This is a genomic window from Isoptericola sediminis (assembly GCF_013085345.1).
Lineage (GTDB): Bacteria > Actinomycetota > Actinomycetes > Actinomycetales > Cellulomonadaceae > Isoptericola > Isoptericola sediminis.
The window spans coordinates 1-15,193 of the sequence record NZ_JABFAJ010000013.1; the positions used below are offsets into that span (position 1 = coordinate 1).

Genomic DNA, 15,193 nt, shown 5'->3' on the forward strand with positions numbered 1-15,193 from the left:
GCGCAGGTGCGTCGCTACCAGGACCAGCCGCGGGCGCTGAGCTCCAGCTCCTCGCGCAGCCGCTCGTCCTCCGAGACGCGCTCGTCGGGACGCAGCGGTTCGTCCACCACGGCGAGACCGGCGACGCGGCAGGCGTCCCGCAGCATGGCGTCGTAGGCGTCCTGGACGGCCCGCCAGTGGTGGGCACGCGCGTACAGCCCGGGATCCTCGGTGACGGTGCGGAGCTCCTCCGCGAGCTGGCCGAGCCGGATCTGGATGGCGAGGGTGACCAGGGGGTCGGGACCCGCCCGGCGGCGACGACGGCGGCGGGCCACCGCGTCGTGGTGGGCGTCCGAGCGCAGCCAGGATCGCACGGCCAGACCGATGACCACCGATCCGGTCGTCAGCAGGAACACTGCGAACCACGACATCGTGCGCCTCCGAGACACCCATTCTAGTGACCCGTCTCACCGTGCGGCGACCTCGCCGCGTCCCGACCTGGTTCCCGGGCTCCGGGCCCCCGGGCTCCTGGTCCCCGGCACCCCGTCCGCGAGTCAGGACTGATTCGCGCGAGGGAGTCCTGACTCGCGGACGCACAGACTGACGCGCGGCGAGGGTCCGGCTCGGCCCGCTGGCGCGATCCCTCGACCCGCCCTATTCTGGAATCGTTCCAGAAAGCGACCGGGTGACCCCCGAGAGAGCGAGGAGCACGATGACCACGCCCGCCATCCATCGCACGACGGACCGTTCCGAGGCCTCCGAGACCCTCACGCGGCACCTGCAGCGTGTCCTCGTGGCGCTCGTCGACCTGCACGTCCAGGGCAAGCAGGCGCACTGGAACGTCACCGGCCGCGGGTTCCGCGACCTGCACCTGCAGCTCGACGAGCTCGTCGACGTCGCCCGGCAGCACAGCGACACGGTCGCCGAGCGGCTCCGTGCCCTGCAGGCCGTGCCCGACGGACGCTCCGAGACGGTGGCCACGTCGACCGACCTCTCGCCCTATCCCGCCGGCCTCGTGTCCGTGACCGACACGGTGGACGCCGTCGTCGAGCGCGTCGCCCAGGTCGCCGAGGTCGTGCGCGAGGTGCACGACGACGTCGACGCGGCCGACCCGACGTCGGCCGACCTGCTGCACGAGATCATCCACGACCTGGAGAAGCAGGCCTGGATGATGTCCTCCGAGAACCACGAGGTCTGACCCCGCCCAGCTCACGCCCCCGTTGTGGGCATGAAAAATGCAGGTCCCCGTCTCGGAGACCTGCATTTTTCATGCCCACAACCAAGGGGTGGCGGGAGGGGTCAGCCGAAGAGCCGCGGCAGCGTGCCCTCGTGGGCCTCGCGGGCCTCGTCGAGCGCGATCTCGAAGGAGTCCTCGCCGAAGGTCACGGACACGGTGTCACCACCGGTCCGGCCCAGACGCACGACCGGCACCCCGGCACCCTCGGCGAGCGCCACGACCTCGGCCTCGCGGCCCGGCGTCACGGCCACGAGCGCCCGGGCGGTCGACTCGCTGAACAGCGTCGCGAACGGCGTCACCGCGTCCCGCGCGGCGACCTCGTCGAGGGAGACGGAGACGCCCACGCCGTAACGCAGCGACGCCTCGAGCAGGGACTGCGCGAGACCGCCCTCGGACAGGTCGTGCGCCGCCGTCGCGGCACCGGCGCGGCGCGCGGCCACCAGGACCTCGGCGAGCGATCGCTCGGCCGCCAGGTCGACCCGCGGCGGCAGCCCGCCGAGGTGCTGGTGCTCGACGTCGGCCCAGGCGGAGCCGTCGAGCTCGTCGGCGGTCGTGCCGAGCAGCAGCACGGACTGGTCCGCGGCACGCCAACCGGACGGCAGCGCCGTGCGGACGTCCTCCAGCACGCCGAGCACGCCGACGACGGGCGTGGGGTGGATGGCCGAGTCGATCTGCCCGGCCTCCCCGGTGCCGTTGTACAGGGACACGTTGCCGCCGGTGACGGGCACGGCGAGCTCCTGGCAGGCGTCGGCCAGCCCCTCGATGGCCTCGACGAGCTGCCACATCGAGTCCGGGTGCTCCGGGGACCCGAAGTTGAGGCAGTCGGTCACCGCCAGCGGGGTCGCCCCGGTCGTGGCGACGTTGCGGTACGCCTCGGCCAGGGCGAGCTGCGCACCCGCCCGCGGGTCGAGCTTGCCGTACCGCCCGTTGGCGTCGGTGGCCAGGGCGACGCCCAGACCGGTGCTCTCGTCGACACGCACGACACCGCCGTCGTCCGGCTGGGCGAGCGCGGTGTTGCCCTGCACGAAACGGTCGTACTGGTCGGTGACCCAGGCCGCGGAGGCCAGGTTCGGGGAAGCCAGCAGCCGCAGCGCGGTGGCGCGCAGCTCGGCACCCGTGACCGGTCGCTCGAGGCCGAGCCCGACGACGGAGGCCGCCTGCAGCTCGTCCTGCCAGGCCGGCCGCGCGTAGGGACGCTCGTAGACCGGACCCTCGTGGGCCACGGTCTTCGGGTCGACGTCGACGATCCGCTGCCCGTGGTGGTCGATGGTCAGGCGGCCGGAGCCGTTGACCTCGCCGATGACGGAGGTCTCGACGTCCCAGCGGCCCGTGATCGCGAGGAACTCCTCGAGCTTGTCCGGCCGCACGACGGCCATCATCCGCTCCTGCGACTCCGACATGAGGATCTCGCCGGCGTTCAGGGTGGGATCGCGCAGCAGGACGTCGTCGAGGTCGACGTGCATCCCGCCGTCACCGTTGGACGCGAGCTCGGAGGTCGCGCAGGAGATGCCGGCCGCGCCGAGGTCCTGGATGCCCTCGACGACGTGCGCGGCGTACAGGTCCAGGCAGCACTCGATGAGCACCTTCTCCATGAACGGGTCGCCGACCTGCACGCTGGGCCGCTTGGCCGGCACCCCGTCCTCGAAGGTCTCCGAGGCGAGGATGGACGCGCCGCCGATGCCGTCGCCGCCCGTGCGCGCGCCGAAGAGGATCACCTTGTTCCCGGCGCCCGAGGCGTTGGCCAGGTGGATGTCCTCGTGGCGCAGCACGCCCAGGCACAGGGCGTTGACCAGCGGGTTGCCCTGGTAGGAGGGGTCGAAGACCAGCTCACCGCCGATGTTCGGCAGCCCGAGGGAGTTGCCGTACCCGCCGACGCCGGAGACCACGCCGTGCACGACGCGTGCGGTGTCGGGGTGGTCGACCGCGCCGAAGCGGAGCTGGTCCATCACGGCGACCGGGCGGGCGCCCATGGAGATGATGTCGCGCACGATGCCGCCGACACCCGTGGCCGCGCCCTGGTAGGGCTCGACGAAGGAGGGGTGGTTGTGCGACTCGACCTTGAAGGTCACGGCCCAGCCGTCGCCGATGTCGACGACGCCGGCGTTCTCCCCGATGCCGACGAGCAGATGGCGCTTCATCTCCTCGGTGACACGGTCGCCGAACTTGCGCAGGTGGACCTTCGAGGACTTGTACGAGCAGTGCTCGGACCACATCACCGAGTACATCGCCAGCTCCGCCGCCGTCGGGCGACGCCCGAGGATGTCGCGAATGCGTTGGTACTCGTCGGGCTTCAGGCCGAGCTCGCCGAACGGCAGGGCCTCGTCAGGGGTGGCGGCGGCGTTGTCGACGGTGTCGAGCGTCGGACGGGGGGTGGCAGCCTGGGCAGCGGCGGTCATCAACTTCCCTCGGGTCGCACGGGATGCTCGGGCCGAGCGTCCGCCAGTCTACCGGCGCGCCGCGAGGCCTCCCGGGGTCGCCCCCTCGTCGCCCCCTGTCGCTGCGGCGGCCGCCGCGTCCTCCGGCTCGTCCACCTGGGCGGCCAGCCCCAGCAGGAAGTCGCGCACGGCCCCGCGGCAGTGCTCCGGCACCTGCCGGGCGACCTCGAACATCTCGCGGTGCACCCGGGTCAACCGCTCGCGGACCTCCTCCTGCGCACCCTCCGTGGCCAGGACGACGACCGAGCGGCGGTCGTGCGGGTGCGGCTGCCGCTGCAGGCGCCCCGTCCGGCTGAGCCGGTCGAGCAGCTTGGTGGTCGAGGCGGTGGAGATCTCGAGGTACTCGGCCAGGCCGCGCGGGGTCACGGGTTCGCCCCGCCGCTGGGCGGCGATGACGAACCGCAGCGCCCGCAGGTCGGTGACGTTCATGTCCATCTCGCGGCTCGCCCGCTGCCGCATCACCTCGTCGGAGCGGCGGAAGACCCGGACGGCCTCGAGCAGCTCACGGGCCGCCGCGTCCTCGTCGCCGTACCAGTACGGCGACGAGGTGGAGAGGGAGGAGGTGCTCACGACACCCACTGTACCTAGTTCGGCTAGCAAGAATCTTGCTAGGCTAGCCACATGCCAGGCCACGGACTGACCGAACCCACGTCGGACGCCGCCGAGGACGCCGACTCCGCCTACGACGACGTCGCGTACCGCAGCGCCGCGGTGGTGATCGATCGGTACTCCACGTCCTTCGGGTGGGCGTGCCGCCTGCTGGGCCCCGAGGTGCGCGACCACGTGCGTGCCGTCTACGCCCTGGTCCGGGTCGCCGACGAGATCGTCGACGACATGGCAGCACCCCTGAGCCTGGACGAACGCGCGGCGCTGCTCGACGAGCTCGAGCGCGAGGTCGACGCCGCCGTGCGCCGCGGCCGCAGCACCAACCTGGTGGTGCACGCCTTCGCCGTCACGGCACGGAGGTTCGGCATCGGCGCCGACCTCACGGCGCCGTTCTTCGCCTCGATGCGCACGGACCTGACGGTGAGGGAGCACGACGCCGACAGCTTCGCGCGCTACGTCTACGGGTCGGCCGAGGTGGTCGGGCTGATGTGCCTGCGCGTCTTCACCGGCGGCGACGAGGCCGCGTACGGCCGGCTCGCACCCGGTGCCGCCCGCCTCGGGGCGGCGTTCCAGAAGGTCAACTTCCTGCGCGACCTCGCCGACGACCTCGACGACCGGGGCCGCGCGTACTTCCCCGACTACGACGTCGACTTCGACGACTCGGTCCGCGACCGCCTCCTCGACGACATCGACGCCGACCTCGCCACGGCCTCGGCGACGATCGTCGAGCTGCCCCGGTCGAGCCGCGTCGCCGTGCGCGCCGCCCACGACCTGTTCGCCGAGCTCTCCCGCCGGCTGCGCGCCACGTCCGCGGACGAGCTGCGCACGCGCCGGGTCCGGGTGCCCGACGCCGTCAAGGGCCGGCTCGTGCTCTCCGCCATGGTCCGTGAACGCCGGAAGGTGGCTGTCGCGTGAAGGTCGTCGTCGTCGGGGGCGGCATCGCCGGGCTCGCCACCGCCGGGCTCCTCGCCCGGGACGGGCACGAGGTCGAGCTGCTCGAGCGGCACGAGACGCTCGGCGGCCGCGCCGGGTCGTGGGAGCGCGACGGATTCCGGTTCGACACGGGTCCCTCGTGGTACCTCATGCCCGAGGTCTTCGACCACTGGTTCGACCTCATGGGCAGCTCGACGGAGGCCGAGCTGGACCTGCGCGCCCTGGACCCGGCGTACCGGGTCTTCCACGAGGGGCACCCGGACCCCCTCGACGTGCGGCGTGACCGCGCCGCCAACCTGGCCGCCTTCGAGGCCGTCGAACCCGGCGCCGGGGCGCGCCTGGACCGGTACCTGGACGAGGCCCACGAGGCCTACGACATGGCCCTGGACCACTTCCTGTACACGACTTTCGCCTCCTGGCTGCCCCTGGCCGACCGTCGGGTCCTCACCCGCGCCCACCGCCTCCTGCCGCTGCTCACCCGCTCGCTCGAGTCGCACGTGGGCCGGCGGTTCGAGGACGTCCGCCTGCAGCAGGTCCTCGGCTACCCGGCGGTGTTCCTCGGGTCCTCCCCGGACCGCACCCCCGCGCTGTACCACCTGATGAGCGCTTTGGACCTGGACGGCGGCGTCCGCTACCCGGCCGGCGGGTTCGCCCGCCTGATCGACGCGGTCGCCGGGCTGTCCGAGCGCGCCGGCGCACGGATCCGGACCGGTGCGCACGTGACGGCGGTCACCACGGCCGCCGGCGAACGGCCCGACGGGCGCGGCGGCGTCCCCGGTCCCCGCCGACCCCGCGCGCACACGACGGGCGTGCGCTGGCGCGACACGTCCGGCCTGGAGCACCACTCCGCCGCGGACGTCGTGGTCACCGCCGCGGACCTGCACCACGTCGAGCAGGACCTGCTGCCCGCACGGCTGCGCAGCCAGCCCGAGCGCCGGTGGCGACGCGGTGACCCCGGGCCCGGCGGCGTGCTGGTCATGCTCGGTGTCCGTGGCCGGATCCCCGAGCTCGCGCACCACTCCCTGTTCTTCACCGCCGACTGGCACGAGAACTTCGGGGCCATCGCGGACGGCCGGGTCCCGGACCCGGCGTCGCTGTACGTGTGCGCCCCTTCGCGCACGGACGACACGGTCGCCCCCGCCGGCGACGAGAACCTGTTCCTCCTCGTCCCGGTGCCGGCCGACCCGGGGCTGGGGCGCGGCGGCGAGGACGGCACCGGGGACCCGCAGGTGGAGGCGATCGCCGACGACGCGATCGACCGCGTGGCCGCCTGGGCGGGCGTCCCGGACCTGCGGGACCGGATCGCCGTGCGCCGCACCGTCGGCCCCGGTGACTTCGCGGCGGACCTCGCCTCCTGGTCGGGCGGGATGCTCGGCCCGGCGCACACGCTGTCGCAGAGCGCGATGCTGCGACCCGGGAACCAGTCGCGGCACGTGACCGGGCTGCTGCACGCGGGCGGCACGACGATCCCCGGGATCGGACTGCCGATGTGCCTGATCAGCGCCGAGCTGGTGGTCAAGCGGCTCCGGGGGGACACGTCGGCGCGCCCGCTGGATCCCGCCCCGGGGGACGTCGCACGATCGCTTCCCTGACCCGTCTGCCGGGCCATGAACAACTCATGGCACGAGTGACGTACCGGCGTGAACCGGGTCACAGCTTGTTCACTCGTCGACACGCTTTCTCCAGCGTGGAGACCGTGTTTTGATGCGCGCGTGGAACACCTTCGACCCTTTGCCCCCGAAGCCTTCGAGTACGGGCTGGCGGCGTGGTCGTGGCTCGGCCTCCGGGGCAAGAACCCACGCTTCGCCACCGTCTTCGGCGACGTCCTGCTGGAGTCGTTGGACGGGTGGTGGTTCCTCGACACCGTCGAAGGGACCCTCGAGCTGCGGTGGCACACGGCCGTCGAGCTCTCCGCCGAGCTGGACTCACCCGAGGGACGTCAGGAGCTCCTGCTCGAGGACCTCGTGATGGAGGCCGCCGAGCACGGTGTCGTGCCCGCCGCGGACGAGGTCCTGACCTTCATGCCGCACCCCGCGCTCGGCGGCCGGCTCCGCGGCGACTGCGCCGTCCCGGTCCGCCTCGAGCTGGCGCTGCGGATGTGCGGCGAGGTCCACCAGCAGGCACGGCGCGCCGCGGCGCCCGCACCGTCGCCGCTGCTGCTCGGTCACAGCCTCTCCGTCTCCGCCCGGTCCGGCCTCGAGGACGCCCGGCCCCGGCTCTGACCCTTGTCCCGGTCGGCGTCACGCAGTCGGTATCGACTTGTGACCCGATCGGCGCCTCCAGCGGATGCGTCCTCGCCGTGGATGACGTGTGCTGGTGGTGACGCGGTTGAGGCGGACCGCGGAGAAGGGTCGGAAACTGATGAAGAAGGTGCTCCTCGCGGGCGGAGCCGTCGCACTGGGCGACGGTGTCCTGCTCGGTACGACGATCGCGCTCGGCTGGACCGTGGTCGCGATCCTCCTGGTGGGGGCCGGCATCGCCGGCGCCACCCTGGTCGCGGTGACGACACCGGCGCCGCGGGCGCCGGCTCGTGCGTCGACCGTCACCCTGGGCCTCCCGTTGCGCGACCCGGTCGCCACGGAGAGTGCCGACGAGGCCGACGCCGTCGCGACGACGGGCATCGTGCCCGAGCCGCAGGTCGCGGAACCCGCAGCGGTCGCCGCCTGACCTCAGCGGACGACGCCCCCGGTCACCTGGTGACCGGGGGCGTCGCGTCGTCGGGTCGGCTCAGCGCGAGGACTTGCGCAGCGCCTTCTCGCTGACCGGGGCGGCACCGCTCGCCCGCTGCGCGGCGTAGTACGCGCGGGCCTCGGACTGCCGCTCGGCCTCGGCGCCGGACGAGATCTTCGCCCGCAGGTGCTCCTGGCCGTAGCCGAAACCGTCCACCAGGTCGACCGCGTGCGGGCGCAGCCGACGCAGCAGCCGGTCGACGTAGGCGGTGACGGTGCGGGCGCGCTGGTCCGACAGCCGTCCGTTGAGCAGGTACCACGCCATGTTCCGCTCGATGACCGTCAGGCCGAAGACGTCGCGCACCCAGGTCATGATCCGGCGGGTGCCCGGGTCCTTGATCTCCGTCAGGGCCGTGGTGAAGGCCTCCCAGCGCAGCAGGTCGGCGTGCGCCTTGGCCGCCTCGACCAGCGCCACCTGGTTCTCGTCGACGATGCGCGCCGCCTTGGCCGGCTCCGCCTTCTGGGCGGGCCGCAGCGCCATCGCCACGTCCTCGACCATGGTGGCCACGCGGTCGGCGAGCAGCTCGCGCTGGGTCTCCGGGTCCCGCAGGTGACCGGCGGCCCGGCGGGGGTCGCCCACGTCGGCGATCGCCTGGGAGACGCGGCGCAGCCCCGTCCGGTCCAGCGCCGCGCCGGTGGCCCGCTCCACCACGAACCGTGCCATGCCGGCCGGCGTCTTGGTGGCGCCCTTGACCTCGCGGCCGTAGTCGGCGACGAGGCGACGGGCCACGAGCTGCTGCAGGACGGTGTTGTCCCCCTCGAACGTCGCGTAGACGTCGAGGTCGGCGTGCAGGGAGGTGATCCGGTTCTCCGTGAGGAACCCGGCGCCGCCGCAGGCCTCGCGGCACTCCTGCAGGGTGTCGAGCGCGAACCGGGTGGATGTCGACTTCAGGGCGGCCGCCGTCGTCTCGAGGTCCTCGCGCCGCTCGGGGGTGTCGTGCTCGCCCGAGAAGACGTCGTCGAACAGGTCGAGCAGCCGCTCGTTGGCGAAGTGGCCCGCGTACGCCTCCGCGATGGCGGGGAACAGCCGACGACGGTGCGTGGCGTAGTCGAGCAGCACGGTCTCCTCGGCGCCGGCACCCGCGAACTGACGCCGCTCGGCGGCGTACTTCACCGCGATCGCGAGACCGATCTTGGCCGCGTTGACCGCGGAGCCGTCCAGCGAGACACGGCCCTGGACCAGGGACCCGAGCATCGTGAAGAAGCGGCGGCCCGGGCTCTCGATCGGCGAGCTGTAGGTGCCGTCGGGCGCCACCGAGCCGTAGCGCGCGAGCAGATCCTCGCGCGGCACGCGCACGCCCGAGAAGTGCAGCCGGCCGTTGTCGATACCGCGCAGACCGCCCTTGAGGCCGTCGTCCTCCCCGCCGACCCCGGGCAGGAACTCCTGGGTCTTCGGGTCACGGATCGGCACGTAGAAGCAGTGCACGCCGTGGTTCACACCGTTCGTGATCAGCTGGGCGAACACCGTCGCGGCCGTGGCGTGCAGGGCCGCGTTGCCGAGGTAGTCCTTCCACGCCCCGCGGAACGGGGTGTCGATGACGAACTCCTGGGTCTCCGGGTCGTAGGTGGCCGTCGTGCCGATGGCCGCCACGTCGGAGCCGTGACCGGTCTCGGTCATCGCGAAGGCCCCGGGCACCGTGAGGTCCATGGCGTCCGGCAGCAGCCGGTCCTGCTGCTCCGGGGTGCCCAGGTGCAGGATCGCCGCGGAGAACAGACCCCACTGGACACCGGACTTGATCTGCAGCGACGGGTCGGCCGCGACCAGCTCGGAGAAGCAGGCGAGGTTGGCGCCGGGCTGGTCCAGGCCGCCCATCCGCTCCGGGAAAGCGAGCCACGACAGCTTGTTACCGCCCTCGACCATGACGCGCATCTGCGCGAGCACGCGCTCGCGGTGCTCGGCCGGGGTCAGGGACTCGTCCTTGTGGAACTGGGGGTCGCCGGCGCGCTCGCGCGCCTGCCGCCGCCACTCGGGCCACCGGCCCAGCAGCAGCTCGGAGACCGCCTCGACGTCGAGGCGCACGTCCTCGTCACGAGGCGCGGAGGTGCGGTCGCGGTCGGGGAGGGTGGCCGGGGACTGGTCGGACGTCGTCGTCATCAGGACTCCTGCTTCTCGAGGTGGCGGGACGGCTCGGCGCCGCCGGTGGCGTCGTGGTGGAGCACGCCGACGGGCCCGTTCCAGAGCCAGGTCGTGACCTGGTCGGTCAGGTCGTCGCGGGTCTGACCGTCGGCGCGGGTGTGTCCGAGCCACCACTCCCCCGCACCGCGGACGAAGCCGACGGCACCGGCGGCCCAGGCGGCCGCCGTGGTCGGGGGGACGTGGACGGCCCGGGCGAAGGGCTCGGCGACCAGGGTGATGACCGAGTCGAGGTAGGCACCCAGCGCCTCGGGGCGGGCGGTGCCGTCGTCGGGCTCGTTGCCCCCGAGCGCGGTCCGGGTGACGAACCAGTAGACCTGGGGCGAGCTCTCGATGGTCTGCAGGTAGGTGCGCACCATGGCACGCAGGGCGGCGTGCGGCGTCGGCGCCTCCGCGGCGGCCTCCGCGAGCAGGCGGTGCATCCCCTTGACCACGGACTCGGCCACGGCGAGGCGCAGGCCGGCCTTGTCGTCGAAGTAGCGGTAGTAGATCGACTTCGACGTACCGGCCATCGCGGCGATCTCGTCCATCGACGCGCCGGGGCCGATCTCGTGGATCGCCCGGCGGGCCTCACGCACGAGCGAGGTCCGCCGCTGGGCACGATGATCGTCCCATCGGGTCGACCGTCCGTCCGGCCGGGTGGCACGTCCGTTCGTCGCGACCGTCATCGGTCACCCCCTGTGACTCGTCTCACGAGACTGAGAGTATCAGGTACTGTGAGTACTACTTGAAACCGTCGAGTGTAAGGAAGCACACAGTGGCCACTCGCCAGACCGCCCGAGCCCAGTCCGCCGGTTCGGCACAGGCCCCGCGCGACGCCGTCGTCGTCGGCGCCAACCGCATCCCCTTCGCCCGTGCCGGGAAGAAGTACGCCGACGCCTCCAACCAGGAGATGTTCACCGCCGCCCTCGAGGGCCTCGTCGCCCGCTACGGGCTGCAGGGCGAACGCCTCGGCGAGGTCGTCGGCGGAGCCGTGCTGAAGCACTCCCGCGACTTCAACCTCATCCGCGAGTCGGTACTGGGCTCGTCGCTCTCCCCGAACACGCCCGCGTACGACCTGCAGCAGGCCTGCGCCACCGGGCTCGAGGCGACGATCACCATCGCCAACAAGATCCGCCTGGGTCAGGTCGACTCCGGGATCGCCGGCGGTGCCGACACGATCTCCGACGCACCGGTCGCCGTCAGCGAGGGGCTGCGCCGCGCCCTGCTGGAGGCCGGGCACGCCAAGACCTGGCAGGCGCGCGCCAAGGCGCTCGCCCGGATCCGCCCCGCCGACCTCAAGCCGCTCACCCCCGCCACCGACGAGCCGCGCACCGGCCTGTCCATGGGTGAGCACCAGGCGATCACGACCGCCCGCTGGGGCATCAGCCGCGAGGCCCAGGACGAGATCGCCCTGGCCAGCCACCACCACCTCGCCGAGGCCTGGGACTCCGGGTTCTTCGACGACCTGGTCACCCCGTTCCGAGGCCTGTCCCGGGACGACAACATGCGCCCCGACAGCTCGGCGGAGAAGCTCGCCGGTCTCAAGCCCGTCTTCGGCCGCTCGCTGGAGACCCCGGCCACGATGACCGCCGGCAACTCCACCCCGCTGACCGACGGCGCCTCGACCGTGCTGCTCGGCTCGCGGGAGTGGGCCGAGTCCCACGACCTGCCGGTGCTCGCGCGGTTCGTCGACGCCGAGACCGCCGCCGTCGACTTCGTGCACGGCCGCGAGGGCCTGCTGATGGCCCCCGTGCACGCCGTGCCGCGCCTGCTGGCCCGCAACGGCCTGACCCTCGAGGACTTCGACTTCTTCGAGATCCACGAGGCCTTCGCGTCCACGGTGCTCACCACCCTGGCCGCCTGGGAGGACGCCGACTACGGCAAGAACGAGCTCGGCCTGTCCGGCGCGCTCGGCACCGTGGACCGCAGCAAGCTCAACGTGCGCGGCTCCTCGCTCGCCGCCGGCCACCCGTTCGCCGCGACCGGCGGGCGGATCGTCGCCACCGCCGCCAAGCTCGTGGCCGAGAAGGCCGCCGAGACCGGCAAGCCGGCACGGGCCCTGGTGTCCGTGTGCGCCGCCGGCGGCCTCGGTGCCACCGCCGTCCTCGAGTCCGCCTGAACCCGGAAGGAGACCCCGTGACCGACCGCTACACCCAGGCCGTGAACTCCGGGTTCACGAAGACCCTCGCCACGAAGCTGGGGCTGCCGCGTCCCGCGCTCCTGCGCCGCTACCGTGCCGGTGAGCCGCTCACCGTGGGCCCCGTCCTCGTCGTGTCCGACGGCGCGTCGAAGGCCGACGCGGACGCCCTGGCCCAGACGCTGCTCGGCTGGGACCTCGACGTGCGGCGCGACCCCGGCGACGACGTCCGGTTCGGCGCCATCGTCCTCGTCCTGACCGAGACGGCCCGCCCCGGCGACGCCTCCGAGGCCGTGCTGGCCACCGGGTCCGTGCTGCGACGGCTGGCCGGCAACGGCCGGGTCGTCACCGTCTCGCGGGCTGCCGCCGAGGGCGACGCCCCGGCGCTGTCGGCGGCCCGGAACGCCGTCGACGGGTTCCTGCGCTCGCTCGCCAAGGAGCTGCGCGGCGGCGCCACCGGCAACGGGATCGTGCTCACCGACGACGCCGCGGTCGACCAGACGTCCGTGCTGGCCACGCTGCGGTTCTTCCTCTCCGCGAAGAGCGCCTACGTCGACGGCCAGCTCCTGCGGGTCGGCCCGGCGAAGGCCGGAGCACCCGCCGCGGACCTGACCACGGACCGTCCGCTGGCCGGGAAGGTCGCCGTCGTCACCGGCGCCGCCCGTGGCATCGGCGCAGCGATCGCCCGCACGCTCGCCCGTGACGGCGCGACCGTCGTGTGCGTCGACGTCCCGGCCGCCGGCGAGGGGCTGGCCCGTACCGCGAACGCGGTCGGCGGCACCGCCCTGCAGCTCGACGTCACGGCACCCGACGCCGGCCAGCGGATCCTGCTGCACGCCCGCGAGCGCCACGGCGGGCTCGACATCGTCGTCCACAACGCCGGCATCCTGCGCGACAAGCTGCTCGCCAACATGAAGCCGGCGCAGTGGGACGCGGTGATCGCGGTCAACCTCGAGGCCCAGCTGCAGATCAACGAGACGTTGGTCCAGGCCGGCCTGGAGAACCTGCACGTCGTGTCGCTGGCCTCCACCTCGGGCATCGCCGGGAACAAGGGCCAGACGAACTACGCCTTCTCCAAGGCCGGCGTCATCGGGCACACCCGGGCCACGGCACCGCTGCTCGCCGAGCACGGCGGCACCGCGAACGCGGTCGCCCCCGGGTTCATCGAGACCGACATGACGGCGTCGATCCCGTTCGCCACGCGGTCCGTGGCACGGCTGCTGCCGACGCTCTCCCAGGGCGGCGAGCCGGTGGACGTCGCCGAGGCCGTCGCCTTCCTGGCCTGGCCCGCGACGGCCGGCGTCAACGGTCAGGTCCTGCGGGTGTGCGGACAGCACATGGTGGGCCAGTGACTGCGGCGCCCCCGCGCACGGCCGACGGCCGCGAGCTGCGCGTCGAGACCCAGCCGAGCCTCCCCGGGCTCGGCGGGCTCTACGCGCGGGGCGCGGCCGCCTCGGGTCTGATCGCGGCCGGCCGCGCGCTGCCGTCGATCCCGGGCATCGGGGAGGCCCGCGGACCGGAGACCCGGGCGGACGCCTCGGACGGGGACCTCACCCTGCCCGACGTGGCCTACCGCGTCGGTGGGGTGCGCACCGACGACCTCGAGCGCCACCTGCACGACTACCAGCGGCTGGTGCACGAGCCGGTGGGCAACACGATGCCGGCCGGCTACCTGCACGTGCTCACCTTCCCGCTGACGACCGGGATCATGGTGCGCAACGACTTCCCGTTGCCCCTGCTCGGCATGGTGCACCTGGCGAACCGGGTCGAGCTGCGCGGGCCGGTCACGGTCGGCGACGTCCTCGAGGTGCGGGCGTGGGCGGAGAACCTGCGTCCGCACCGGCGCGGGGTGCAGGTGGACCTCGTCGCCGAGGTCCGCCGCGACGCCGGCGACGAGACGGAGCCGCCCGTGTGGCGCGGTGTCTCGACGCACCTGGCCAAGGGGTACTTCCTCGAGGACGGCGACGGCGCGTCGGAGGCCGACCGGCCGCGCGGGCAGTGGACACCGCCCCTGCCCACCGGCCGGTGGGTGCTGGGGCCGGAGACCGGCCGTGCCTACGCGGCGGTGTCCGGGGACCGCAACCCCATCCACATGTCGGCGCTGTCGGCCAAGGCGTTCGGCTTCCCGCGGGCGATCGCGCACGGGATGTACTCCGCGGCGCGGGCACTGGCCGACGTCGGCCCCGGGCGCGGTGACGCGTACCGGTGGACCGTGGAGTTCGCCAAGCCCGTGCTGCTGCCCGCCACCGTGGACGTGGCGATCACGCCCGAGGAGGGCGACGGGGCCGGGTTCTCCTACGTGGGATGGAACGCCCGCAAGGGGCTGCGGCACTTCTCCGGCGAGGTCACGCCGCTCTGAGCGGCCCCCCGGCCGGAGTCGGCACGTCGGCGGGCCCGAGGCGCAGCACCTGCGCTGCCTCGGGCCCGCGACGTCGGGGTCACGCGACGACCGGCTGCTGCTCCTGCAGCTCGGGACGGTCCCGGAGCCGCCACAGGAACACCAGGAACCAGATCAGGACGGCGAACGTCAGCACGCCGAGGAGGAGCACCACCGCACCGGCGCCCACGAGCCAGCCGGTGGTCCCCGGCGTCGGGCCGGCCGAGAGCAGCACGGGGCTCGATCCGAGCCCGAGGGCGACCACCGTGAGCGCGACGTCCGTCGCCCGCAGGATCCGGGCGTGCCGGACCACCTGTGGCTCGTGCGCCAGCACGCGGGCGATCCCCGTGCAGATCGCGACGACCACCACCGTGAGCGCGAGCGTCTCGACCGCCCCGAGCACGGAGAGGACGCCGGCCCCGACCGTCAGGCCGGGGACGAGCTGGACGATCGACCCGAGCCCGCCGAGCACCGCACCGACGGCGGCGACCGCAAAGGCCCGGTCGCGGACCGCGAGGAGCCGCAGGGCCTTCACCATCAGGATCCAGCCGACCGGGTCGACGACGACGTCGAACCCGTCGAACCGCAGGTCGAGAACGACGATGACCAGGCCCCCGACGACGATCTGCAGCGGTCTCATGCGG

Annotated in this window: 14 protein-coding genes; 8 read left to right on the forward strand and 6 right to left on the reverse strand. The window is 73.3% G+C overall.

What is annotated here, in order from left to right; translation table 11 throughout:
* Positions 1-14 precede the first annotated feature (14 nt).
* On the reverse strand, positions 15-410 hold the full coding sequence (locus HLI28_RS07365; RefSeq protein WP_171246873.1) for a hypothetical protein: 396 nt from the start codon (positions 408-410) through the stop codon (positions 15-17).
* Between the two features lie 281 nt (positions 411-691).
* Here HLI28_RS07365 and HLI28_RS07370 point away from each other — a divergent pair, with 281 nt between their 5' ends.
* Positions 692-1,177, forward strand: a complete 486-nt coding sequence (locus HLI28_RS07370; protein WP_171246874.1) for a Dps family protein — start codon at positions 692-694, stop codon at positions 1,175-1,177.
* Between the two features lie 101 nt (positions 1,178-1,278).
* Here the strand turns inward: HLI28_RS07370 and purL are convergent, their stop codons facing one another.
* Together purL and HLI28_RS07380 are read right to left on the reverse strand one after the other, a co-directional pair.
* Positions 1,279-3,612 carry a phosphoribosylformylglycinamidine synthase subunit PurL gene (purL, locus tag HLI28_RS07375; RefSeq protein ID WP_171246875.1) on the reverse strand — a complete coding sequence of 778 codons (2,334 nt, stop codon included), beginning with the start codon at positions 3,610-3,612 and terminating at the stop codon, positions 1,279-1,281.
* A gap of 48 nt (positions 3,613-3,660) precedes the next feature.
* Entirely contained in the window at positions 3,661-4,221 is a 561-nt protein-coding gene (locus tag HLI28_RS07380) for a MarR family winged helix-turn-helix transcriptional regulator (protein WP_343035715.1), read from the reverse strand.
* Between the two features lie 51 nt (positions 4,222-4,272).
* Here HLI28_RS07380 and HLI28_RS07385 point away from each other — a divergent pair, with 51 nt between their 5' ends.
* From HLI28_RS07385 to HLI28_RS07400, 4 genes are all read left to right on the forward strand, one after another.
* Complete coding sequence (locus HLI28_RS07385; protein ID WP_171246876.1) at positions 4,273-5,172, forward strand: phytoene/squalene synthase family protein; 900 nt, start codon at positions 4,273-4,275, stop codon at positions 5,170-5,172.
* Positions 5,169-6,782, forward strand: a complete 1,614-nt coding sequence (gene crtI / locus HLI28_RS07390; RefSeq protein ID WP_171246877.1) for a phytoene desaturase family protein — start codon at positions 5,169-5,171, stop codon at positions 6,780-6,782. Before HLI28_RS07385 ends, crtI begins: the two co-directional genes overlap by 4 nt.
* 120 nt (positions 6,783-6,902) lie before the next feature.
* On the forward strand, positions 6,903-7,412 hold the full coding sequence (locus HLI28_RS07395; protein WP_171246878.1) for a hypothetical protein: 510 nt from the start codon (positions 6,903-6,905) through the stop codon (positions 7,410-7,412).
* A 139-nt stretch (positions 7,413-7,551) separates the two neighbouring features.
* A complete protein-coding gene (locus tag HLI28_RS07400) occupies positions 7,552-7,857 on the forward strand; it encodes a hypothetical protein (RefSeq protein WP_171246879.1) in 306 nt (101 codons plus the stop codon).
* Positions 7,858-7,917: 60 nt separating this feature from the next.
* Here HLI28_RS07400 and HLI28_RS07405 read toward each other — a convergent pair whose 3' ends face one another.
* A complete protein-coding gene (locus HLI28_RS07405; RefSeq protein WP_171246880.1) occupies positions 7,918-10,014 on the reverse strand; it encodes an acyl-CoA dehydrogenase family protein in 2,097 nt (698 codons plus the stop codon).
* Positions 10,014-10,631, reverse strand: coding sequence for a TetR/AcrR family transcriptional regulator (locus tag HLI28_RS07410; protein ID WP_304606653.1), 618 nt, complete (start codon positions 10,629-10,631; stop codon positions 10,014-10,016). Before HLI28_RS07410 ends, HLI28_RS07405 begins: the two co-directional genes overlap by 1 nt.
* 179 nt (positions 10,632-10,810) lie before the next feature.
* Between HLI28_RS07410 and HLI28_RS07415 the strand changes: the two genes are divergently transcribed.
* Genes HLI28_RS07415 through HLI28_RS07425 form a run of 3 tightly spaced genes read left to right on the forward strand, consistent with a single transcriptional unit; the run spans position 10,811 to position 14,531 of the window.
* Positions 10,811-12,154, forward strand: a complete 1,344-nt coding sequence (locus HLI28_RS07415; RefSeq protein WP_304602716.1) for an acetyl-CoA C-acetyltransferase — start codon at positions 10,811-10,813, stop codon at positions 12,152-12,154.
* 17 nt (positions 12,155-12,171) lie between these two features.
* Positions 12,172-13,524: a 3-oxoacyl-ACP reductase gene (locus HLI28_RS07420; protein WP_171246883.1), complete on the forward strand. Its 1,353-nt coding sequence runs from the start codon at positions 12,172-12,174 to the stop codon at positions 13,522-13,524.
* Complete coding sequence (locus HLI28_RS07425) at positions 13,521-14,531, forward strand: MaoC/PaaZ C-terminal domain-containing protein (protein WP_171246884.1); 1,011 nt, start codon at positions 13,521-13,523, stop codon at positions 14,529-14,531. The genes HLI28_RS07420 and HLI28_RS07425 overlap by 4 nt, the downstream gene beginning before the upstream one ends.
* A gap of 79 nt (positions 14,532-14,610) precedes the next feature.
* Here HLI28_RS07425 and HLI28_RS07430 read toward each other — a convergent pair whose 3' ends face one another.
* On the reverse strand, positions 14,611-15,189 hold the full coding sequence (locus HLI28_RS07430) for a hypothetical protein (RefSeq protein ID WP_171246885.1): 579 nt from the start codon (positions 15,187-15,189) through the stop codon (positions 14,611-14,613).
* Positions 15,190-15,193 lie beyond the last annotated feature (4 nt).

Coding starts and splice junctions, on each gene's coding strand:
- HLI28_RS07365 (WP_171246873.1), bottom strand. CDS start 410: ATGTCGTGGTTCGCAGTGTTCCTGCTGACGACCGGATCGGTGGTCATC.
- HLI28_RS07370 (WP_171246874.1), top strand. CDS start 692: ATGACCACGCCCGCCATCCATCGCACGACGGACCGTTCCGAGGCCTCC.
- purL (WP_171246875.1), bottom strand. CDS start 3,612: ATGACCGCCGCTGCCCAGGCTGCCACCCCCCGTCCGACGCTCGACACC.
- HLI28_RS07385 (WP_171246876.1), top strand. CDS start 4,273: ATGCCAGGCCACGGACTGACCGAACCCACGTCGGACGCCGCCGAGGAC.
- HLI28_RS07400 (WP_171246879.1), top strand. CDS start 7,552: ATGAAGAAGGTGCTCCTCGCGGGCGGAGCCGTCGCACTGGGCGACGGT.
- HLI28_RS07405 (WP_171246880.1), bottom strand. CDS start 10,014: ATGACGACGACGTCCGACCAGTCCCCGGCCACCCTCCCCGACCGCGAC.
- HLI28_RS07430 (WP_171246885.1), bottom strand. CDS start 15,189: ATGAGACCGCTGCAGATCGTCGTCGGGGGCCTGGTCATCGTCGTTCTC.